The sequence below is a fragment of the Pseudodesulfovibrio sp. 5S69 genome, assembly GCF_037094465.1.
Lineage (GTDB): Bacteria > Desulfobacterota > Desulfovibrionia > Desulfovibrionales > Desulfovibrionaceae > Pseudodesulfovibrio > Pseudodesulfovibrio methanolicus.
In genome coordinates this window covers 1,428,577-1,448,471 of sequence record NZ_CP146609.1, presented here as the reverse complement: position 1 = coordinate 1,448,471, position 19,895 = coordinate 1,428,577, and the positions used below count along the sequence as shown (strand labels likewise).

At 65.7% G+C, this 19,895-nt stretch carries 20 protein-coding genes; 7 read left to right on the top strand and 13 right to left on the bottom strand.

Annotated features, from left to right (window positions below; all coding sequences use genetic code 11):
• Window positions 1-27 precede the first annotated feature (27 nt).
• Complete coding sequence (locus V8V93_RS06740) at window positions 28-813, top strand: glutaminyl-peptide cyclotransferase (protein WP_338669596.1); 786 nt, start codon at window positions 28-30, stop codon at window positions 811-813.
• On the opposite strand, the gene lgt is transcribed toward V8V93_RS06740, so the two are convergent.
• Window positions 805-1,587 carry a prolipoprotein diacylglyceryl transferase gene (lgt, locus tag V8V93_RS06735; protein ID WP_338669595.1) on the bottom strand — a complete coding sequence of 261 codons (783 nt, stop codon included), beginning with the start codon at window positions 1,585-1,587 and terminating at the stop codon, window positions 805-807. The genes V8V93_RS06740 and lgt overlap by 9 nt on opposite strands.
• Before the next feature lie 120 nt (window positions 1,588-1,707).
• Between lgt and V8V93_RS06730 the strand changes: the two genes are divergently transcribed.
• The 5 genes from V8V93_RS06730 to V8V93_RS06710 all read left to right on the top strand — a co-directional run bounded on the left by V8V93_RS06730 (window position 1,708) and on the right by V8V93_RS06710 (window position 6,196).
• The gene (locus tag V8V93_RS06730; RefSeq protein ID WP_338669594.1) at window positions 1,708-2,454 is read left to right on the top strand and encodes a hypothetical protein; all 747 of its coding nucleotides are present in this window, start codon (window positions 1,708-1,710) and stop codon (window positions 2,452-2,454) included.
• 16 nt (window positions 2,455-2,470) lie between these two features.
• The gene (locus V8V93_RS06725) at window positions 2,471-3,127 is read left to right on the top strand and encodes a hypothetical protein (RefSeq protein WP_338669593.1); all 657 of its coding nucleotides are present in this window, start codon (window positions 2,471-2,473) and stop codon (window positions 3,125-3,127) included.
• 111 nt (window positions 3,128-3,238) lie between these two features.
• Window positions 3,239-3,853, top strand: a complete 615-nt coding sequence (locus V8V93_RS06720) for a 3'-5' exonuclease (RefSeq protein ID WP_338669592.1) — start codon at window positions 3,239-3,241, stop codon at window positions 3,851-3,853.
• Window positions 3,854-3,994: 141 nt separating this feature from the next.
• Window positions 3,995-5,200, top strand: coding sequence for a methyltransferase domain-containing protein (locus tag V8V93_RS06715; RefSeq protein WP_338669591.1), 1,206 nt, complete (start codon window positions 3,995-3,997; stop codon window positions 5,198-5,200).
• Between the two features lie 3 nt (window positions 5,201-5,203).
• Window positions 5,204-6,196, top strand: a complete 993-nt coding sequence (locus tag V8V93_RS06710; protein ID WP_338669590.1) for a glycosyltransferase — start codon at window positions 5,204-5,206, stop codon at window positions 6,194-6,196.
• Here V8V93_RS06710 and arfB read toward each other — a convergent pair.
• Window positions 6,193-6,621, bottom strand: coding sequence for an alternative ribosome rescue aminoacyl-tRNA hydrolase ArfB (gene arfB / locus V8V93_RS06705; RefSeq protein WP_338669589.1), 429 nt, complete (start codon window positions 6,619-6,621; stop codon window positions 6,193-6,195). The two genes, V8V93_RS06710 and arfB, sit on opposite strands and share 4 nt — an antisense overlap.
• Window positions 6,622-6,724: 103 nt before the next feature.
• On the opposite strand from arfB, the gene V8V93_RS06700 reads away from it, so the two are divergent.
• Window positions 6,725-7,213 carry a YchJ family protein gene (locus tag V8V93_RS06700; protein ID WP_338669588.1) on the top strand — a complete coding sequence of 163 codons (489 nt, stop codon included), beginning with the start codon at window positions 6,725-6,727 and terminating at the stop codon, window positions 7,211-7,213.
• A gap of 189 nt (window positions 7,214-7,402) precedes the next feature.
• Here the strand turns inward: V8V93_RS06700 and V8V93_RS06695 are convergent, their stop codons facing one another.
• From V8V93_RS06695 to ispG, 11 genes are all read right to left on the bottom strand, one after another.
• Entirely contained in the window at window positions 7,403-8,302 is a 900-nt protein-coding gene (locus V8V93_RS06695; RefSeq protein WP_338669587.1) for a class I SAM-dependent methyltransferase, read from the bottom strand.
• A 4-nt stretch (window positions 8,303-8,306) separates the two neighbouring features.
• Complete coding sequence (gene dxs, locus V8V93_RS06690) at window positions 8,307-10,205, bottom strand: 1-deoxy-D-xylulose-5-phosphate synthase (protein ID WP_338669586.1); 1,899 nt, start codon at window positions 10,203-10,205, stop codon at window positions 8,307-8,309.
• 21 nt (window positions 10,206-10,226) lie between these two features.
• Window positions 10,227-11,120, bottom strand: a complete 894-nt coding sequence (locus V8V93_RS06685) for a polyprenyl synthetase family protein (protein WP_338669585.1) — start codon at window positions 11,118-11,120, stop codon at window positions 10,227-10,229.
• Window positions 11,117-11,359 carry an exodeoxyribonuclease VII small subunit gene (gene xseB, locus V8V93_RS06680; protein WP_338669584.1) on the bottom strand — a complete coding sequence of 81 codons (243 nt, stop codon included), beginning with the start codon at window positions 11,357-11,359 and terminating at the stop codon, window positions 11,117-11,119. The genes V8V93_RS06685 and xseB overlap by 4 nt, the downstream gene beginning before the upstream one ends.
• 1 nt (window position 11,360) lies before the next feature.
• Window positions 11,361-12,065, bottom strand: a complete 705-nt coding sequence (locus V8V93_RS06675; RefSeq protein ID WP_338669583.1) for a VC0807 family protein — start codon at window positions 12,063-12,065, stop codon at window positions 11,361-11,363.
• A gap of 29 nt (window positions 12,066-12,094) precedes the next feature.
• Window positions 12,095-12,913 (bottom strand): M23 family metallopeptidase, encoded by an 819-nt coding sequence (locus V8V93_RS06670; RefSeq protein WP_338669582.1) that lies wholly within the window; start codon window positions 12,911-12,913, stop codon window positions 12,095-12,097.
• Window positions 12,914-13,035: 122 nt separating this feature from the next.
• A complete protein-coding gene (locus V8V93_RS06665) occupies window positions 13,036-14,064 on the bottom strand; it encodes a M23 family metallopeptidase (RefSeq protein WP_338669581.1) in 1,029 nt (342 codons plus the stop codon).
• A gap of 6 nt (window positions 14,065-14,070) precedes the next feature.
• Window positions 14,071-15,561: an exodeoxyribonuclease VII large subunit gene (xseA, locus tag V8V93_RS06660; RefSeq protein ID WP_338669580.1), complete on the bottom strand. Its 1,491-nt coding sequence runs from the start codon at window positions 15,559-15,561 to the stop codon at window positions 14,071-14,073.
• 154 nt (window positions 15,562-15,715) lie between these two features.
• On the bottom strand, window positions 15,716-16,327 hold the full coding sequence (locus V8V93_RS06655) for a LysE family translocator (protein WP_338669579.1): 612 nt from the start codon (window positions 16,325-16,327) through the stop codon (window positions 15,716-15,718).
• 430 nt (window positions 16,328-16,757) lie between these two features.
• Window positions 16,758-18,503 carry a proline--tRNA ligase gene (locus V8V93_RS06650; protein WP_338669578.1) on the bottom strand — a complete coding sequence of 582 codons (1,746 nt, stop codon included), beginning with the start codon at window positions 18,501-18,503 and terminating at the stop codon, window positions 16,758-16,760.
• Complete coding sequence (gene ispG, locus V8V93_RS06645) at window positions 18,504-19,577, bottom strand: flavodoxin-dependent (E)-4-hydroxy-3-methylbut-2-enyl-diphosphate synthase (RefSeq protein ID WP_338669577.1); 1,074 nt, start codon at window positions 19,575-19,577, stop codon at window positions 18,504-18,506.
• Window positions 19,578-19,895 lie beyond the last annotated feature (318 nt).

Genomic DNA, 19,895 nt, shown 5'->3' with positions numbered 1-19,895 from the left:
CCGCTCCGCCATTTTCGAGGATCGCCCATGCACCGGCTCAAATCCGTCCTTTTCCTGCTCCCGTTCCTGACCGTCCTCGCCTGGACGGCGCCCGCCGCGGCGCGCGCCCCGGTCATCCGCTGCAAGGTCATCGCCGCCTACCCCCACGACCCCGGCACCTCCACCCAGGGCCTGTTTTATCTTCACGGCCTGTTCTATGAGTCCTCGGGCGGCTACGGCCAGTCGTTCCTGGCCATTGTGGAGCCCGCGACGGGCCGCCACCTGAAGGCCGTGGCGGTCGCGCCCGACCTGTTCGCCGAGGGTATCGCCCCGCAGGGCAAGACCCTGCGCATGCTCACCTGGAAGTCGGGCGTCGGGCTGATCTACACCCTCAAGGACCTCAGGCCGGTGCACAGCTTCGCCTACCGAACCACCGCCGACTCCACCGAGGGGTGGGGGCTGGTCCAGGACGGCGAACGGTTCGTCATGTCCACAGGAAAAGACCGGCTGGAATGGCGCGACGCCAAGACCTTCGCCAAGGTCGACGAACTGCCCGTGACCGACGAGGGGCGCCCGGTGTATTTACTCAACGAGCTGGAATTCATAGGGAAATGGCTTTACGCCAACATCTGGAAGGCGGACCGTGTGGCGATCATCGACATCCGCGACGGCAGGGTCCGCGCCTGGCTCGACCTCTCGCCCCTGCGCGAACGGCTGGGCCGGGGTTGCGGCGTGGCCAACGGCATCGCCTATGACACGGCCGGGAAACGGCTGTACGTCACCGGCAAGCACTGGGACCGACTGTTTGAAATCGAAATTCCGGAATTACGCTGACTTGCGATAGGCCCAAATCAACCAGCCCGCGCCAAAGGCGATCATAGGCAGACAGAGCACCTGGCCCATGGACATCCAGTGCAGGGCCACGAAGCCCAGTTGCCGATCCGGCTCTCGGGCGAACTCCACCAGGAAGCGGAACACGCCGTAGCCGAGCAGGAAGAGTGCGCCCACGCACCCTTTGGGGCGCGGCTTGGCCGAATAGACCCAGACGATGACGAACAGGAGCACTCCTTCGAGCCCGGCCTCGTAGAGCTGCGAGGGGTGGCGCGGCAGGCCGCCCGCCCCGGGGAACGGCATGGCCCAGGGCAGGTCCGTGTACCGGCCCCACAGCTCGCCGTTGATGAAGTTGCCGATGCGCCCGAAGAAGAGGCCCGGCGGGACCAGCGGGGAGACGAAATCGCCCACCTCGACAAAGGACATGCCGTGGGCCCTGCCGAACAGCCAGCAGACCGCGAGCACGCCGAGACAGCCGCCGTGGAAGGACATGCCGCCCTCCCAGACCGCGAAGATCTTGAGCGGGTTGGCCAGGTAGAAGGACGGGTTGTAGAACACGACGTAGCCGATGCGCCCGCCCAGGACCACGCCGAGGATGGACCAGGTGATGAAGTCGTCCATGAGCTTGGGCGTCATCTTGTTCCACGGCTTGGTCGCCCGGTAGCGGCCCAGCAGCCAGCCGGACAGGATGCCGAAGACGTACATCATGCCGTACCAGCGCAATTGCAGCGGGCCTATGGAAATCATGACCGGGTCGAACTGGGGATAATTGAGCATGGGAAAAGGGCTCCGTCGGCAAAGACCGTATTTTTTTTCCTCTAAAAATCGGATACGATGAAAAGCAACGCACAGGGTGTCCCTTTTTTCATCGCCCCGTCAAGCCCAAAGCAGTCCGTCATGCAGAAGCCGCAAGAAATCGACATATTGGAAATGCCCGTTGAGGGGCTGGCCGCCTATTGGCTGTCCATCAAAAAACTCATGGACGCGCGCAAGGGACGCGACATCCTGGACGAGGAGATCGCGGCCACTTCGGAGCCGTACATCCTGCACCTGCTCGAAACGGTCTTCTCCGCCCTGGACATTCCCCTGGTCCGGCGGTTGGCCCGGGCCAAGCAGGAGATTCTCATCGACGACTACCGGACCAAGATCGACCTCATGCGACTGGCCATCTACGCCGTGGCCTCGGGCGAAAACCCGCGCATCACCCTGGTGCGCATGGATTCCAAATTCGCCCACCCGCTGATGACCGAGGAACGCGCCTTCGACATGGCCACGGCCATGTTCGACGCCCTCAAGCCGCGGGGCGTGGACCTGGACATCCTGCTCTCGGTGGATCACAAGCTCAAGGCCGACCGGCTGCTGGTCAAACTGCTCTTTTTCGTCATGTACGCCCGCCGCGAGGGGCGTCAGAACCTGGACCGGTTCATTCCCCACCTCGGCTCGCGGTTCTTCTCCGAAGGCGTGTCCCTGGCCATCGACAACTTCGAGGCCGACTTCCTGGCCAACCACCTGGAGAACATCCGGGACCGGGTCATGATCGAAACCGGCCGCAAGATGGACATGGCCCTGGAGATGGCGCTGGCCATCAGGACCAAGACCGCCTACGACGATATCTTCCGTATAGCCAGGACCTATATGTCCTGAACAAGGAGGCTTTATCATGCGTAAATCATTAATTATAACAGCCATTTTGCTCGTGTCGGCCATGGCCCTGCCCGCCCGGGCGGGCCTGGTCAACACCGGTGACCGCAACTTCCAACGCGCCTGGCGCGTCTACGTCACCCGCAATGACGCACGGGCCGTGGACTACTTCAAGGCCTCGGCCAAGGCCTACGGCGAGGCCCTGCGACAGGAGCCCATGGACCGAACCATGGGATTCCAGTCCTCCATGGTCAAGGCGGGCATCGCCATGTACTTCGCCGGGGAATACGACCAGAGCATCAAGACCCTGACCGAGGCTCAGGGCGAGAAGGACAAGATCTGGGACGCCGCCCTGTTCATCGCCCTGTCCGAGGGCCGCAAGGGCGACAAGGAGGCCACGCTCGCGGCCTTCGACAAGTTCCTGGAGGCCAACCCCTCCCAACGGTTCATCACCACGGAGATGAGCCGGGTCCTGCCCGGCGTCAAAGACGGCACGGTCAAGCTCTCGGACGCCATCGACTCCATAGAGCAGGCGACCCAGCACCAGTTCGTGCAGAACGTATTGCGGTACAACAACCGCAACGGCATGATTCCGGCCACCGAAACGTGCAACGGGGCCTATTGGTGGCGCTACAACAGTGCCCCCTGCTCGGGCGGCTTCCTGCGCTACGAATAGGGAAATGACGTGCCCGCGCGGACGCTTCCGGGCGGGCACGTCACCTTGTACTTGACGAAGTTGCGGGAATGTACAACGATCCCTCAAACTTTTAACGCACCAAGTACATTAATGACCACGGACAGCCTCGACATCCCGCAACAGTACCTCCGGGCCTTCACCAAGGAAGAAATCAACGACATGCCCCTGCGCCGCTACGAGGGGGAAATCAAGGTCGTCCGCAGCGATTCCGACCTCGAGGAGGCGCTCGACGGCATGCGCGACTCCTCCCTGCTCGGCTTCGACACCGAGACCCGGCCCGTGTTCAAGAAGGGCAAAAAGCCCGGCCCGCCATCCCTGCTCCAACTGGCCACAGCGGACTGCGCCTACGTCTTCCAGCTGGGCGTCCTGCCCCTGGCAAAGGGGGTCTGCGACATCCTGGCCAACCGACGCATCCTCAAGACCGGCGTGGCCGTGCGCGACGACATCCTCGGGCTGCAGAAACACTTCCGCTTCAAACCCAGCGGCTTCTTGGACCTCTCGGACATTACGGCCAAATACAACCTCCAGACCCACGGCCTGCGCAACATGGCCGCGAACCTGCTCGGCTTCCGCATCTCCAAGTCCGCCCAGTGCTCCAACTGGGCCAAGGACAAGCTCACCCGGCAGCAGATCGTCTACGCCGCCACCGACGCCTGGATCAGCCGCGAACTGTACCTGGCCCTGGAAGAGCTCGGCCTGACCTAACCCCTCCGCGCGCCAGGGCCCCCTTGGCATGTATCGTGCAATTTCTCCTCAAACGGGTAATTCGTGCCTTTCGCATGCCGTTTTTCTGACGGGCCGCGCCTGGGCGTGGCCTGCAACGCACAGAATATATTGGACTTACCCATGAAAGAGCAATGTACCCCCAAAGCCGCCGCGGAAACCGGCAACCAGGCTGCCCCGGAACGGATTTACCGCTTCAGCCCCAAGGTGATCATCATCGCGGGCCCGCCCGCCGCGGGCAAGAGCTTCGCCGCCCGGCGTCTGGCCGAGGACCTGGGCTACGACCTTCTGCGCCTGGACGGGTTCACCCACCAGGTGGCCGAGCGGCACGGCGGGGACATCGAGGCCGTCCGCCATCCGGGTACCTACAAGGATTTCAAGGAGATATTCATTCCCCACCTGCGCGCCCGCCGCTTCCGCAACCTCGTGTTCGAAGGCTGCCGGGTCAGCCACCCGCACATCCACCAGGCCTTTCTGGACGCCCTGGACGACATCTATTCGCCCTTCACCATCGTGCACCCCTTCTACCTCAACCCGCCCAGGGAGGTCCGCATGCAGCGCTTCGCCCTGCGCCGGGTGCGCCAGACCAAGGAGGCCGTCAAGGCGGGCAGACCGCTCCCGGCCAACACCCCGTTCTGCGAGATGCTCGAACCCGTGCTGGACGGCTACGAAGTGGTCGAGGATTCGGACGACATCCTCCGCTGGGCCGAGGCCAACCGGGACGCGGTCCATCCGGGCGTGCCCGAGACCGACCACGAGGTCTTCAAGGCCATTGCCGAGGCCGAGTCCTTCAACCCCTTCTACCAGACCATCGAGTACCGGGGCCGCGTGCTGGTGCCCGGCTTCACCCAGTCCGGTCTGGCCTGGCAAAACATCCTCAAGCTCGGCGTGGAGTTTACGGGCAAGACCCTGTGCGACTACGGCTGCATGCACGGCTACTACACCTTCAAGGCCGAGGAGATGGGCGCCGCCGGAGTGGGCCTGGACATGGACAGGGGGGCCGTGGCCCTGGCCAACTACCTGGCCGGGGCAAAGGGGTCGGGCTGCCACTTCATGATCTACGACATCACCACCCCGCTGAAGCAGAAGTACGACATCATCCTGGCCCTGAACGTCCTGCACCGCACCGGCAAGTTCGAGTTGACCACCGAAATCATGTTCGCCCACTGCAACGAGTGCATCCTTGAGGTGGGCGAGAGCCAACTGCCGGTGATCATCGCCGAGGCCACGCGTCAGGGATTCAAGCTGGCGCGCAACATCCCGTCCCACCGCACGCAGTCGTGCATCGGGCCGAGGCGCATCCTGCACATGGTCCGCAAGGAGGCCTAGCCGGTGAAGCGGATCGCCTGGATCGGCGGCTACTGCTTCCGGCCGCAGCACACCGAGGACACGGGGTTCGAGATCGTCAACATCCCGCTGGCCGGGCCCGAGGTCCTGACCTGGCCGGACATCGTCACGCGCTGCGCGGGCGAACCGGACATCGTCCTGTACGCAGACCGCTCCATTCCCCCGCCGCTGCTCGGCGTGGAATCCTATCCCTGCGCCACGGCCTTCTACGCCATCGACTCGCACATCCACTCCTGGTATCCCCTGTACGCCCAAGCCTTCGACCTGGCCGCCGTGTCCCTGCGCGACCACATGCCCCGCTTCCGCCGGCGGCTCGCCGACAACCAGGTCCTCTGGCTGCCGCCCTATCCCCTGCGGGATGAACAGCCGCCGGAAACACCCCCGGCCAAGGAATGGGACCTGCTCTTCGCGGGCAACGTCGACCGCGAGACTACGTCCGTCCGCTACGAATTTCTCAAGGAGCTCAAGGCCCGGCTGCCCAACCTCCACGTGACCAAGGGAGAGTTCGGCGAGCTCTTCCCCAAGGCCCGCCTGGTCCTGAACATCGCCGAGCGCGGGGACCTCAACTTCCGGGTCTTCGAGGCCCTGGCGACCGGTGCCTGCCTGGTCACGCCCGCCATCGGCCACGGCCAGTCAAAGCTGTTCACGGACGGCGAGCACCTGGTCACCTACCCACCGGACGACGTGGACGAACTGGTCCGCATCGTCTGCGACCTGCTGGCCGATCCGCAGCGGCGCGAACGCATTGCCCGCGCGGGTCAGGCCGAGATCGAGGCGCACCACCGGGCGCGCCACCGCGCCGCGGCCCTGCTCGCGGCCATGGACGCCATCACGCCCGAGACCGTGCGCGAGCGACAGGCGAACGCGGCGGGCATCCACGCCAAGTATCTCAAGGTGGTCTACCTGCACCTGGCCGAGGCCTATGCGGATATGGAACTGGGCGAGCGCTACCTCCGGGCCGCGCTCGGAAAGGGCTAGTACTCCCCGCTGAAATCTGGCAGCTTGCGGTCGCGCTTGCGCTGGGCCGTGCGTTTCTTGCGGTCCAGCCGCCTGCGCTTGGCCGACTTGGGCACCCGGGTCTCCTTGCGCGGGACCACCGGCTTGAGCGCCCACTGCATCAGCTCAACGAACCGCTCCACGGCCGAATCCTTGTTGGTCTTCTGGCTGCGGAACTTCTGGCTGGTCACCTGGAGCACGCCGCGCTTGTCCATGCGCCGCCTGAGCTTCCCCCTGACCGCGACTTTCTGCAACTGCGTCAGGCTCGGGGAATGCTCCACGTCGAACAGCAGCGTCACCCGCGTGTCCGCGGTGTTGACGTGCTGGCCGCCGGGGCCGGAGCTCCGGCAGGCGGTGAAGCGCAGCTCGGTCCAGGGAATGTAAACGGTCTCGGTGATGCGGAGCATGGACGCAGGGTGCCACGCCCGGCGGCGCGGGGCAAGCGCTTACTCATTGACAGCCGGGCGGTTTTCTCTACAATCCGCTGACCAAAACCAAGCGAGGTATCGTATGTCCCAAGAATGCCCCTGCGGCTCCGGCCTGGAACTGGCCCAGTGCTGCGGCCCCTATATTTCCGGTGAGAAAACGGCCCCCACCGCCGAAGCGCTCATGCGCTCGCGCTACACCGCCTACGTGCTCAAAGAGCTCGACTATCTCAAGGCCACCCTCGCGCCCGAGGCCCTCAAGGACCACGACGACGCGTCCGTGCGCCAGTGGGCCGAATCCGCCGAGTGGCTGGGCCTGACCATCCACGACACCTGGGCCGGCCTGGAAGGCGACGAGGCGGGCATCGTGGAATTCTCCGCCCAGTACGCCATCGACGGCGAGGAACAGACGCACCGCGAACGCAGCCGGTTCCACCTCATCGACGGCAAATGGCTCTACGTGGACGGCCAGATGGTCGCCGGGCCGCCCATCCGCAAGGAACCCAAGATCGGCCGCAACGAACCCTGCCCCTGCGGCTCGGGCAAGAAATACAAGAAGTGCTGCGGGCGCTAGCGCGCCGCAGCCGGGGGAAGGGGAGAGGGAGGCCCTTTGTTAAGGGTTGTCCCTCTCCCCTTCCCCCGGAACCCCATCCCCTCTCCCTTCCTAAACTTTTTGTGTACGCTTCGCGTGAAGGCGTGCGGGCTTGATGGGCCGTGCGGGTGCTCGGACCGTCTTCTTTTGCGCCCTGTGGGCGGGAAGAGATCAGGCGGTTTTTTCGAGCCAGAGGGAGGCCTCGAAGGCCTGGTCCGGGAGAGGAATCGGCCAGTCGGCCACCACGTCGCCCATGTAGCGGCGCACGTAGGCCGAGGCGAAGCGGACCCGGAAACGGTCGCCCCCGGCCAGAAGACTGACGGCCAGGAGCTGTTCGTTGTAGCCGCGCCATTCCCAGATGTCCGGATAGCCGTTGGGCAGGAAGATGTCGTGAACGTGGACCCACACCCCCGGCGCCAGGGTAGGCAGGACCCGGTTGAACAGGGTGTCCGCGTCCGAGCCGGGCATGCCGATGTGGCTGCCGTCGAAGAACAGGATGTCGCCCGCCGCAAGCCCCCGGAAGATGGCGGGGTCGGCCTTGTCCAGGGTGGTCCGGATGACCTCGTCGCAAAGGTGGTCGATGGTTCGCCTGGGCGCAGGATCGATGGATGTGAGCCGGGTCTTGAGCCCCCCGTCGCAGACGGCCTGGGCCATGAAACGGGTGGAGTGGCCCGAACCGATCTCGATAATCCGGGCGGGCGCGAGTTCCCGGACCAAAGCGTAGGCGGCAGCCCCGTCCAGGCCGGGGAACCAGCTTTGGTCGAAACGCGGGCGGTCCACGTTTTCCGGGTCGGCCACGGCAAACTCCGCCAGCCGGTCCAGGTGTCTCGCAATCAGGGAAAGCGTATTCTCAAAGGGGGCGCGGTCCGCGTCCCAGGATGCCTTGAGCCACTCGTAGCGGTCGCCCTGGGTGAAAGGGGAAAGAACTCCGGCCCAGCGGTAGGGGATGTAAAACCCCAGCTTGGTCCCGCCCAGTCCCATCCAGCGGCGCAGGGTGGACACGCCGCGCAGGAAACGGCCCAACCTCGTGCCGAGGCCGGTGCCGGGCGGGAGCGCATCGCGGGCGGCCATCGGGCTACCCGCAGAGCGTCTTGAGCGCCCGCTTGATGCCGTCCTTGTCGATTCCGAGCATGTGGCGCAATTCCTTCTGGGTTCCGTGTTCCACGAACTCGTCCGGGAGGCCGAGCTGCTTGATGCGTTTGCCGTCCATGACGCCGCATTCGGTGAACAGCTCCAGCACGGCGGAGCAGAAGCCCCCGGCCAGCGCGTTCTCCTCCACCAGGAGGATACGGTCGAAACGGTCGGCCAGCTCCAGGAGCTGCTCTTTGGGCAAGGGCTTGACGAACCGGGCATTGAACACGGCCACGTGCAGGCCGTCCTCGACCAGTTCCATGGCCGCCTCCACCGCGGGGTAGACCCGCGAGCCGATGGTGACAACCAGGGCGTCCTCGCCGTCACGCATGAGTTCGCCCCTGCCTATGGCGATCTTCTTCGGGCGGGCCGAGACCTTGGCCCCGACCCCCGTGCCGCGCGGGTAGCGGACCGCGCAGGGGCCGTCGTAGTCAAACGCCGTGACCATCATCCGGGCCAGTTCGGCCTCGTCCTTGGGGGCCATGACCACCAGATTCGGGATGTGGCGCAAGTAGCTCATGTCGAAGGCCCCGTGATGGGTGGCTCCGTCCTCGCCGACCAACCCGCCCCGGTCCAGGAAGAAATTCACGTTCAGGTTTTGCAGGCAGACGTCGTGCACGATCTGGTCGTAGGCCCGCTGCATGAAGGTGGAGTAGATGGCCACGGCGGGTTTGTACCCCTCGGCGGCCAGCCCGGCGGCGAAGGTCACCGCGTGCTGCTCGCAGATGCCCACGTCCACGAACCGGTCCGGGTAGTTCTTGCGGAAACATTCCGTGCCCGTGCCCTCGGGCATGGCCGCGGTGATGGCGATGATCTTGTCGTCCTCGGCCGCCAGCGAGCACAGGGTGGACCCGAAGATGGCGGTGTAGGACGGCAGGCCGGAACCGGAAAATTTGCGGGCCAGGCCGGTCTCGGGGATGAACTCGCCCACGCCGTGATAGTGGGACGGGTCGGACTCGGCGGGCTCGTAGCCCTTGCCCTTTTTGGTCATGACATGGACCAGGACCGGCTTGTCCAGCTTCTTCACCTCTTCGAAAACCTTGACCATGGTGGCCGTGTCGTGGCCGTCGATGGGCCCCACGTAGGTGAAGTGGAAGGCCTCGAACAGGATGCCGGGGGTGAAGAAGGACTTGACCGAATCGCCGTACCGCTTGGCATACCCGGCCAGGTCGTCGCCGATCTTGGGGATGGTCGCCAGCAACCCCTCCACGTCGCTCTTCAGCCGCTGGAGAAACGGGGTGGTCATCTTGCGGCTCAGGAACTGCGACAGCGCGCCCACGTTCTTGGAGATGGACATTTCGTTGTCGTTCAGGACCACGACCATCTTGCGGCCCAGGTCGCCCGCCTGGTTCAGCCCCTCGAAGGCCAGCCCGGCGGTCAGGGAACCGTCGCCGATGACCGCCACCACCTCATGGTCCTCGCCCTTGAGGTCGCGGGCCATGGCCATGCCCAGCGCGGCCGAGATGGAGGTGGACGAGTGGCCCACGCCGAAGTGGTCGTAGGGCGATTCGGCCATGCGCGGGAAGCCGGACAGGCCGCCCTTCTGGCGCAGGGTGCGGAATTCGTCGACCCGGCCGGTGAGCAGCTTGTGGGCGTATGCCTGGTGCCCCACGTCCCAGACCAGCTTGTCGTGCTCCAGGTCGAAGGACCGGAACAGGGCGAGCGTCAGCTCGATCACGCCCAGCGACGGGGCCAGGTGGCCGCCGTGGGCCGACACCTGGCTGATGATGATGTCGCGCAATTCCTGGGCCAGGATGTCCATCTGGTCGCCTTCCAGGGCGCGGACGTCGCCGGGCTTGTGAATTGTGGACAGGATGGCTGTCTGTTTGGGGTCTTTGATCATGGAAGCGAAATCCTAGTGCAATCAATACACCCTGTCTACTATGTATCGGGCCAATTGCCAGAGGAACTCCTGTTCTCCCCCGAAATAGCCGGATAAATGCGTCAGCGCCTCGTCCACGTACTCCCGGGCCAGGGTTTTGCTCTTGTCCAACCCGATGAGCGACGGGTACGTGGTCTTGCCCATGGCCTCGTCGCTGCCCGCGGGCTTGCCCAGGGTCGCGGTGTCGCCGACCACGTCGAGCACGTCGTCCACGATCTGGAAGGCCACGCCGATCTTGCGCCCGAAGTCGCGGGCATTGACGATGTCCGCCTCCCCGGCCCCGGCCAGGATCGCCCCGCACTCGCAGGAGGCGGTCAGCAGCGCGCCGGTCTTCATGGCGTGCATCTTCTTCAACTCTTCCAGCGGCACGCCGGTGCGCCCGGTGAGCTCCATGTCCACGGCCTGGCCGCCGACCATGCCGCCCGCCCCGGCCGCCCGGGCCAGAACGGAGATCGCCCGCAGCACCCGTTCCGCGGGCAGCCCCTCGACCAAGGACGCGGCGGACATCAGCCCGAAGGCCTCGGTCAGCAGCCCGTCGCCCGCCAGGATGGCCGTGGCCTCGTCAAACTGTTTGTGATTGGACGGCCGCCCGCGCCGCAGGTCGTCGTCATCCATTGCGGGCAGGTCATCATGGATCAGCGAATAGGTGTGAATGCATTCCAGCGAGGCGGCAAAGGGCATGGCCTGGGCCCTGTCCCCGCCGAGCAGCCCGTTCCAGGAGAGGACCAGCACGGGCCGCAGCCGCTTTCCCCCTGCCAGCAGGGAGTATTCCATGGACCGGAGCAGCCGGTCCGGGACGTCCTTGCCCCGCAGGCAGGTGACCAGATAGTCCTCCACCACGGCCGCACGGCGGCCCAGTTCTTCCTTGAAGGTCACGGTTCGTCCTCCGTCTCCGTGGTCAGCGCCTCAAGCGCGTCGAACTCGCGAACGAGTCCGTCGGACACCAGCTTGACCTCGTGCCGGGCGGTCTCCAACTGCTTGCCGCACGCCTTGACCAGTTCGAGCCCCTCCTTGTACAGGGCCACGCCCTCCTCGAGGGGCAGGTCGCCGCGTTCCAACTGCTCGACCACGAGCTTCAGCCTCTCCAGGCGGTCTTCGAAGGTTGTCGTTGCCATCTTATTCTCCATATTCCCTGTTTTTCGCGGGATGCAGCCGTTGTCTCCAATACAGCTTGGGATACCAGAAGCTCAGGGCGATCAGCGCGGCCACGACCGGCCAGTCCAGGACGACGCGGGCCGCCAGATAGACCTCGGTGGACCAGCCCTGGAGGACAATCCACAACCCGAAGGCCCTGAGAAAATACGCCCCTCCCCAGAGCACGCTCAGACGGAGCCACAGGGGGCGGTAATACCCGCTTTGGCGCACCGAGTCGGGGAAGGCGTCCTTCCCGGCGCTCTGTTCGGCCAGAAGCTGGATGAGCGGCCTTTTCAGGAGCATGGACGCCAGGAACACGCCGCCCATGACCGCGTTCGACACAATGGGCGACAGCAGGTACCAGTCCGGGTCGTGCGTGACCGCAAGCCCGGCCAGCTCGGCCAGGCAGTAGGCCGCGCCGATGGCCGAGAAGCCGTCCACCTCGCGGTCCCGGAGGAAAAACCAGACCGACACCCCCACGCCCCAGGCCGCGGCCAGAGCCGCGCCCACCATGGGCACGCCGACCCTGCGCCCGGCATAATAGACGAGCACGGGAACGACCGCTCCCAGGAGGATTCTCTGTAAGGCCGATCCGGACACGCCGTCCTCCCCGCCCAGCCCCGCCCGCTCGCCCGAGGCGGCAGAACCGGGACCGGCATCACCGCGGACTTTCCGCGAATGATTCATTCTGATTATCCATTACCAATTAAATTCATTCATTTTTCATTGCCATCAACCAAAACCGTGCCGTCAAAGAACGGCTCCGGATCGACCACAGCACCGAGCACGAACGCGGCCAGGTGCAGGTGCGCGCCGGTGACGCGCCCCGTGGCCCCGGACAGGCCGACGACCTGTCCGGCCTCGACCATATCCCCTTCCCGCACTTTTGTCTTGAACAGGTGGCACGACATGGTCATAAATCCGTTGCCGTGGTCGATAAGCACCGTGTTTCCAGCATAGTAGAGGTTCCGGATGAGGACCACCCGGCCCGCCGCCACGGCGTGGATGGGGGTGCCAAGCCAGGCCCGGAAATCCAGGCCCGTGTGCCGGGCCGCCACGTTGCCGTTGAACGTCCGGTACAGGCCGAACCGGCTGAGCATCCTGCCCTTGACCGGCCGGACCAGCGGCGCGGTCCAGTACCGCTCGGGCGAAGCCTTACCCAAGGCGGCCTTGAGCAGCTCGCGATCCTTCTCGATGCGGGCCTGTTCGGACGCGGGCGGGCGGACCATCTTCGGGGGGACGGACAGGGTCTCGGTGCCCCACGCGGATTCCCTGACGGCGATGGTCCGGGAAAATCTGCGCGCATGCCCCCAGATATGCGCCACCACCTCCAGCGGGTACGCCCCGGTCTCGCCGCGCAACCCCACGCCGAGCAGGAGCACGGCCTCGGACCGCTCGCCGGCCATGGTCACGGCCGGGTGCACGCTCCGCCCGTTCCAGCGCACCTCCAGGTCCTCAAGCGGATACCAGGTGGAGATACGGACCACGAACGGCTTGCCCCTGCCCACGGCGGCCGGGGCCGTCACATCGACCATGCCGCCTGCCCGAGCCGAAACCGGCAGACACAGGCAGGCAAGGAGGACGAGACAGGGAAGCGGCGGCAACAGCCGCTTACCGAAAAGCTTGCGAATCGTCATGGATAGTTATCAACCGTTTGTTATTGCAGCATGTTGTCCGCTGTCGTGGTGAACAGCGGTGCGGGGTCGACCAGCTCGCCCAGAACCGACAGGGAAAAGTGCAGGTGTGGCCCGGTGGCCCGACCGGTCATGCCGGTCAGGCCCACGGTCTGGCCGCGCTTGATCTCGTCGCCTTCCTTGACCGTGGGCTCGGACAGGTGGAAATACATGGAGACCACCCCGTTGCCGTGGTCCACGTAGACCGAGTTGCCCGCGTAGTAGTGATCCCCCACCAGGATGACCCTGCCGTCGGCCACGCACTTGACAGGGTTGCCCATGGCCGAGCGGAAGTCGAGCCCCCGGTGCGGGTTTTTGGGCTTGCCGTTGAGGATGCGCTGCGCGCCGTACACGGACAACACCTTGCCCTGCACCGGCCGCTCCAGGGGCAGACGCCACATGCGCATGGCCGAGACCGTGTTCTTGGCCGCCGCGGTCTGCTTGCCCTCGGCCTCGATGCGCGCATACACGCCCTTGGGCGGGGTGACCATTTTCTCGGGCAGGGTCAGCTCCTGTTTCGGATAGTTTTCCGGGACGATGCGCACGGTGCGGCGCAGGGTGCTCTCCTTGCCGTCCACCGAGGCGATGACCACCAGGTCCTCCTTGCCGGGCCGCTCGGTGAGCACGTCCGTGCCGAGCATGGCCAGGGCCACGTGCCGGTTGTTCCAGACCGAAATGGACGGGACCACCTCGCGCCCCTGCCAGTGCACGGACACCGACTCCAGCGGCAGGTCCGAGGTCAACCGGACCAGGAACGGTTTGCCCACGCCCGCCTTGCGCGGCGCGGCCAATACCAGGGCCGGAACCGACCTGACCGGCGCGGGCTCCTCGGCCGCAGCGTCGGCCTTGGTCACCAGGGCCGGGCCGTCGCCCTCCTGGAGCCCGAAGGTCTCCTCCTGTCCCTGGGGCTGTGCCTGGGGGCGTGCCTGGTCCGGGGCCTGATCCTGGGCCAGGGCATTCGAGGGGAGCCCAAGCAGGGCCGCCAACATCACCAGTAGAAAAAACCGTCGCATAAATCGCTATTCCTCGTTGGGTCGGGTGTCCGTTACCGTGGCCGCCACGCGGCCGTCACGGACCGTGATATCAAGTGCATCGCCCTTCGTCACCCTTCTCGGGTCACGTAAAAATTCGCCGGTCCCGGCCACTCGCACCAGGGCGTACCCGCGCTCCAGCGGTCCTTCGGGGTCCAGCCCGCGCAACGCGGTCTCCAGCACGGCCAGCCGCTGGGCCGCACCCTCGGCCGCCCCGCGCCCGGACTTGTCCAGCCTGCGCCCGAGCCCGTCCACGGCCCCGGCAAGTCCGTCCACGCATCCCGGCCCGAAGGCCCGGCCCAGACGGTGCGCCAGCCCGGCCGCGTCGTGCGAAAGGCCGTCCAGCCGGTGTGTGCCGAGGGCGCGAGAAAGTCCCTCGGCCGCCCGCGCCCCCTGTTCGGCGCGTTCGAAATAATGGTCCAGCCCCGCCCCCTGCAAGCGGGACATGAGCGCGGAAAAGCGGTCCTCCATGCGCTCCAGCCGCCGCTGGGGCGACAGCCAGACCAGGGCCTTGCGCAGGTGCTCGAACTCCCCTTCCTTGCCCGACAGCCAGGCCGCATAGGCCCGCGTCAGCCCCAAATCGAGCACGTCCACCTTCTGGGCCAGGGTTTCGCGCCGGGGCCACAGCTCTTGGGCCGCGTGGGTCGGGGTGGCCGCCCGCTTGTCGGCCACGAAATCCGCGATGGACACGTCCGGCTCATGCCCCACGCCGGTGATCACCGGCAACCGCGCCCGGTAGATGGCGTCCGCCACCTCCTCGGTGTTGAAGGCCCACAAATCCTCCAGCGACCCGCCGCCGCGGATGAGCACGGCCACCTCGGCCCAGCCCTCGTCGTCCACCTGGTCCAGCGCCGCCGCGATCTGCGCCGGGGCCCGGTCGCCCTGGACCAGCACCGGATAGATGCGGATCTCCGCCCCGGTGCCGCGCGTGTCCGCGATGCGCAAAAAATCCCGGATGGCCGCGCCCGACCTGGAGGTGACCACCGCCACCCGCTTGGGGTCGCGCGGCAGCTCCAGTTTGCGGTCCTCGTCGAAATACCCCTTGGCCGCCAGCTTCTTCTTGAGCGCCTCGAAGGCCACGGCCAGGTCGCCCACGCCCTGCGCCTGGACCAGCTCGGCCACCAACTGGTACTGCCCGCGCGGTTCGTACACGTTCAGCCGCCCGGCGCAGAGCACCTCCATGCCGTCCTCCAGCCCGCTGCCGGTCAAGGCCGTGCCGCCCTCGTCCTCCTCGATCTCCCCGGTCAGCGGGTTGACCCTGTCCGCGCCCAGCCGCACCGGCTCGGCCGAGCGCTGCGAAGACTTGAACCAGACCACGCTCAATGCCGCGTCCCCGTCCGTCAGCGTGAAATACACATGCCCGGACGCCGGACGCGCCAGATTCGATACCTGCCCCCGCACCCACACGAACGGGAACTCGGCCTCCAGCAGGGCCTTGACGGATTTGGTCAGTTCGGAAACGGTCAGTATATTGGACAAGGAATGCCTCCGGCGGCCGGGGGAAGGGGAGAAGGGAACCCTTTGAAAAGGGCTTCCCTTCTCCCCTTCCCGGACCCCCATCCCCTCATCCTTCCTAAACTTTTTATCGCCGCTTCGCGGGAGGAAAGAGGCCGGGGGTCCGGGTTATTTCATTTTACTCCGAAGCGATGGCAACGCCCGCGCCGATCATGATCGTGCCCGCCGTGCGGTTCATGGCCTTCCACAGCCGGGTCGAGCGGATGGCGTGGCGGCCGCGCGCGGCAAGTGCGGCGTAGACCAGCGGGACCGTGGCGATGATCGGGACGATGATGGACATGACCAGGGCCACGTCGGTGCCGGTCAGGGTCTGCATGTCCACGAAGCCGGGCAAAAAGCCGCAATAGAAGGCGATGGCCTTGGGGTTGCCCAGCGTCACGCACAGCCCGGCCAGGAAGCTGCGGCCCGGACGAACCGGCAGGGCGCACCCGGCCTGCTCGACACTGGGCCTGGCCCGCCAGCACTTCACGCCCATGAACACCAGGTAGGCGGCGCCCGCCCATTTCAGAACAACAAAATACGGCCCGATCTGCGAAGCCACCCAGCCCATGCCGAACAGGGCGGTCAGCAGATAACACACGTCGCCGAGCGCCAGCCCGCAGGTGAACCCGGCCCCGGCCCTGAACCCGCGCGCCAGCGACTGCGCCACCACGGCCGAAATGCCCGGCCCGGGAATGCACGCGAACACCAGCGTCGCCAAGGCCAATGCAATGCCGCTTTCGATTGTCATGTTCTCTCTCCCATACGGTTTTCCCGGCCGATCACAACCTACCACCCCCACCCCCACGCTTCAACCGGAAAGCGCGGAGAGGGAGAATGCCGGATGCCTCCGGCGGCCAGAGGGGAAACTTTTGAAAAAGTTTCCCCTCTGGACTCCCCTTCAAAACTTTTTAGCGCCGCTTCGCGGGAGCTGTGCGGACGCCACTTGCCGTGCTCCATCACCCACTACAACGCATCCCTGAAGAGTACCCTCCCCTCAACCCGCCACCCCGCGAAGCGCAGATAAAGTTTAGGAAGGATGAGGGATCGGATCGGAGAGGGAGAGGAAACCCTTTTCTCAAAGGGTTTCCTTCTCCTTCCCCGGCCGCCGGAGGCAAACAAAAAACTCCCCGGCGCGATTCCGCGCCGGGGAGTTTGCAATGTCAACGAGCGTACGGAATCTAGGGGGTTTCGAGGCCCCAGTTATTCCAGATCTGATTTCGCCAGTCGGCGAAGGACGCGGCGAAGGTGTCGAGGGGAAGTTCGATCTTTTCGCCGGTCTTGCGGTCCTTGGCTTCGATGATGCCGTTCTTGAGTCCCTTGCCGCCGAGCACGAGTTGCATGGGGTAGCCGATCAGGTCGGCCTCGGCGAACTTGACGCCCGGACGTTCCTTGCGGTCGTCGAAGGCCACGTCCACGCCGAGCTTTTTCAGTTCGCCGTAGAGCTCCTCGGCCTTGTCGGCCACGTCCTGGTCCTTGCCGCCCAGCGAGATCAGGCAGACCTCGAACGGTGCAATGGACGGCGGGAAGCAGCAGCCGTTCTCGTCGTTGTTCTGCTCGATGGCCGAGGCCACGATACGGGACACGCCGATGCCGTAGCAGCCCATGATCATGTATTGGGTCTTGCCGTTCTCGTCCAGGAAAGTGGCTTCCATCTTCTCGGAATACTTGAGGCCGAGCTTGAACACGTGGCCGACCTCGATGCCCTTGGTGAACTCGATCTCGCCGCCGCACTCGGGGCAGGGGTCGGTGGGCTCGATGACGCGCAGGTCGTGAAACTTCTCGATGGCGCAGTCGCGTTTGAGCGACAGGTGCCGCACATGGGTGTCGCCCTTGTTGGCCCCGGCCACCCAGTCGATCTCGGTCATGAGCTCCTGGTCGGCGTAAACCGGCACCTCGGGGTCCAGCCCCACAGGACCGGCAAAGCCCACGGGCGCGCCCGTCAGCCTGCGGACCGTGGCCTCGTCGGCCAGCTCGATCTCGTTGCCGCCCACCAGGTTGCGCAGCTTGACGTCGTTCAGCTCGCGGTCGCCGCGCACCAGCCCGGCCACGGGCTTGCCGTCGACCACAAAAAGCAGGGTCTTGACCAGCCGCTTGGGGGAGACGCCCAGGAAAGCGCAGACCTCGTCCACGGTGTGCGCTCCGGGCGTGGCGACCTCCTCCAGGGGGGGCACCAGGTCCTCGTCCAGGGAGGTCCACGTCCCCAGGGGCTTGACCTTGGCCTTTTCCAGGTTGGCCGCGAAGTCACAGGACAGGCAGGAGGCGATGGTGTCCTCGCCGGTCTCGGCCAGGACCATGAATTCGTGGGAGAAATCGCCGCCGATGGCCCCGGAGTCGGCCTGGACCGGTTTGAAGCGCAGACCGATGCGCGAGAACGCGGCCTTGTAGGCGTTGAACATGCCGAAATAGGACTCTTCCGCGCCCGCCTCGTCCTTGTCGAAGGAGTAGGCGTCCTTCATGATGAACTCGCGGCCGCGCATGAGCCCGAACCGGGGACGGATCTCGTCGCGGAACTTGGTCTGGATCTGGTAGAGGTTGACCGGCAGTTGCTTGTAGGACTTGATCTCGCCGCGCACCAGGTCGGTGATGACCTCCTCGTGGGTCGGGCCGAGGCAGTAGTCACGGTCGTGGCGGTCCTTGAAGCGGAGCAACTCCTTGCCGTAGTACTCCCAGCGGCCGGTCTCCTTCCACAGGTCGGCGGGCTGGACCGTGGGCAGGAGGACTTCCAGTGCGCCCGCGCGGTCCATCTCCTCGCGCACGATCTGCGCCACCTTATTGATGGAGCGCAGGCCCAGCGGCAGGTAGTTGTAGATGCCGCTGGTCAGCTTGCGGATCATGCCCGCGCGCATCAGGAGCTTGTGGGAGACCACCTCGGCGTCGGCCGGGTCCTCCTTCAGGGTCGGGATGTAATAGCGGGAAAGACGCATCTAGTCGGTTCTCCTTTCTTCCAGGAATTTATCGATTTCTTTCATGAATTCGGGCAGCAGGTTGGCGTTGCCGCGAACCTTGCGGACCACCTCGCCCTTGCGGAAAATGATGCCCAGGTCCCGGCCCCCGGCGATGCCGATGTCGGCCTCTTTCGCCTCGCCAGGCCCGTTGACCACGCAGCCCATGACGGCCACGGTGAAGACCTCTTCCACTCCCCTGAGCGCCGCTTCCACCTGCTCGGCCAGGTCGATCAGGCCGATCTCGGTGCGCCCGCAGGTGGGGCAGGATATAATCTCCGGGCCGCGTTCCCGCAAGCCGAGACTGCGCAGTATTTCATAGGCCACGCCGATCTCGGCCACCGGGTCGTGGGTCAGGGACACGCGCATGGTGTCGCCGATGCCCTCGTACAGGAGGATGCCGAGCCCGACGGCGGACTTGACCGCGCCGCGCACCAGGGTGCCCGCCTCGGTGATGCCGATGTGCAGCGGGTAATCCACCTGCTCGGACATGAGCCGGTAGGCCGCGACGGTCTTGAGCACGGACGAGGTCTTGAGCGAAATCTTGATGTCGTGGAAGCCACGGTTTTCGAGCATGCGCACATGCCTCAGGCCGGACTCGACCATGGCCTCGGGCGTGGGGCCGCCGTATTGTCTCAACAGGTCCTTTTCCAGGGACCCGCCGTTGACCCCGATGCGGATGGGCGTATTGTGCGCCGCGGCAGCACGGACCACGGCGTCCACCTTGGCCTCGTCCCCGATGTTGCCGGGGTTGATGCGCAGGCCGTCGAAGCCCGCGTCCAACGCGGCCAGGGCCAGGCGGTGGTCGAAGTGGATGTCCGCGATGAGCGGCACGGGCGACTGTCCGCGTATGTCGGCGAGCACGGCGGCCGCCGCCTCGTCGGGCACGGCCAGGCGCACGATCTCGCACCCGGCCCCGGCCAGTTGGTTGATCTGCCCGACCGTGGCCGCGACGTCGCGCGTGTCCGTGTTGCACATGGACTGGACCCGGACCGGGTTGTCCCCGCCGATGCCCACGCCGCCGATGTTTACCACTCTTGTCTGCTTTCGCTGCATAAGGATTGGCACGTTACGCAATTTCCCCGGCCAAGCCAAGCGGTCCGGCGCGGGCAAACGGGGAAGGGAGCCGACACCGAACCGTGACCGATGAATAATGGCCTTCGATTTATAATCATAATAAGTAAACCGAACGCATCCGCGAGAACACCGGCGCGGACCGTGCCACGGTGCGGCCAGGCGGCCCGCCGCCCTGCCCGAGCTATCCGGCAAAGCCGCTCCCGGCGGGATGGATCTGGACATGGACGGCCGCGACGACGCCGATTTCGAACGGTTCTGATCCCGTCCCGACCGATAACACGGCGGCCCCGCTCAAGG

Excerpts from the sequence above, each read along its gene's own strand:
- V8V93_RS06720 (WP_338669592.1), top strand. The coding sequence starts at position 3,239 with ATGACCACGGACAGCCTCGACATCCCGCAACAGTACCTCCGGGCCTTC.
- V8V93_RS06675 (WP_338669583.1), bottom strand. The coding sequence starts at position 12,065 with ATGAATCATTCGCGGAAAGTCCGCGGTGATGCCGGTCCCGGTTCTGCC.
- V8V93_RS06700 (WP_338669588.1), top strand. The coding sequence starts at position 6,725 with ATGTCCCAAGAATGCCCCTGCGGCTCCGGCCTGGAACTGGCCCAGTGC.
- V8V93_RS06650 (WP_338669578.1), bottom strand. The coding sequence starts at position 18,503 with ATGCGTCTTTCCCGCTATTACATCCCGACCCTGAAGGAGGACCCGGCC.
- V8V93_RS06655 (WP_338669579.1), bottom strand. The coding sequence starts at position 16,327 with ATGACAATCGAAAGCGGCATTGCATTGGCCTTGGCGACGCTGGTGTTC.
- V8V93_RS06740 (WP_338669596.1), top strand. The coding sequence starts at position 28 with ATGCACCGGCTCAAATCCGTCCTTTTCCTGCTCCCGTTCCTGACCGTC.
- V8V93_RS06665 (WP_338669581.1), bottom strand. The coding sequence starts at position 14,064 with ATGCGACGGTTTTTTCTACTGGTGATGTTGGCGGCCCTGCTTGGGCTC.
- V8V93_RS06730 (WP_338669594.1), top strand. The coding sequence starts at position 1,708 with ATGCAGAAGCCGCAAGAAATCGACATATTGGAAATGCCCGTTGAGGGG.
- dxs (WP_338669586.1), bottom strand. The coding sequence starts at position 10,205 with ATGATCAAAGACCCCAAACAGACAGCCATCCTGTCCACAATTCACAAG.
- V8V93_RS06715 (WP_338669591.1), top strand. The coding sequence starts at position 3,995 with ATGAAAGAGCAATGTACCCCCAAAGCCGCCGCGGAAACCGGCAACCAG.
- V8V93_RS06670 (WP_338669582.1), bottom strand. The coding sequence starts at position 12,913 with ATGGTCGATGTGACGGCCCCGGCCGCCGTGGGCAGGGGCAAGCCGTTC.
- xseB (WP_338669584.1), bottom strand. The coding sequence starts at position 11,359 with ATGGCAACGACAACCTTCGAAGACCGCCTGGAGAGGCTGAAGCTCGTG.
- arfB (WP_338669589.1), bottom strand. The coding sequence starts at position 6,621 with ATGCTCCGCATCACCGAGACCGTTTACATTCCCTGGACCGAGCTGCGC.
- ispG (WP_338669577.1), bottom strand. The coding sequence starts at position 19,577 with ATGCAGCGAAAGCAGACAAGAGTGGTAAACATCGGCGGCGTGGGCATC.
- lgt (WP_338669595.1), bottom strand. The coding sequence starts at position 1,587 with ATGCTCAATTATCCCCAGTTCGACCCGGTCATGATTTCCATAGGCCCG.
- V8V93_RS06695 (WP_338669587.1), bottom strand. The coding sequence starts at position 8,302 with ATGGCCGCCCGCGATGCGCTCCCGCCCGGCACCGGCCTCGGCACGAGG.
- V8V93_RS06725 (WP_338669593.1), top strand. The coding sequence starts at position 2,471 with ATGCGTAAATCATTAATTATAACAGCCATTTTGCTCGTGTCGGCCATG.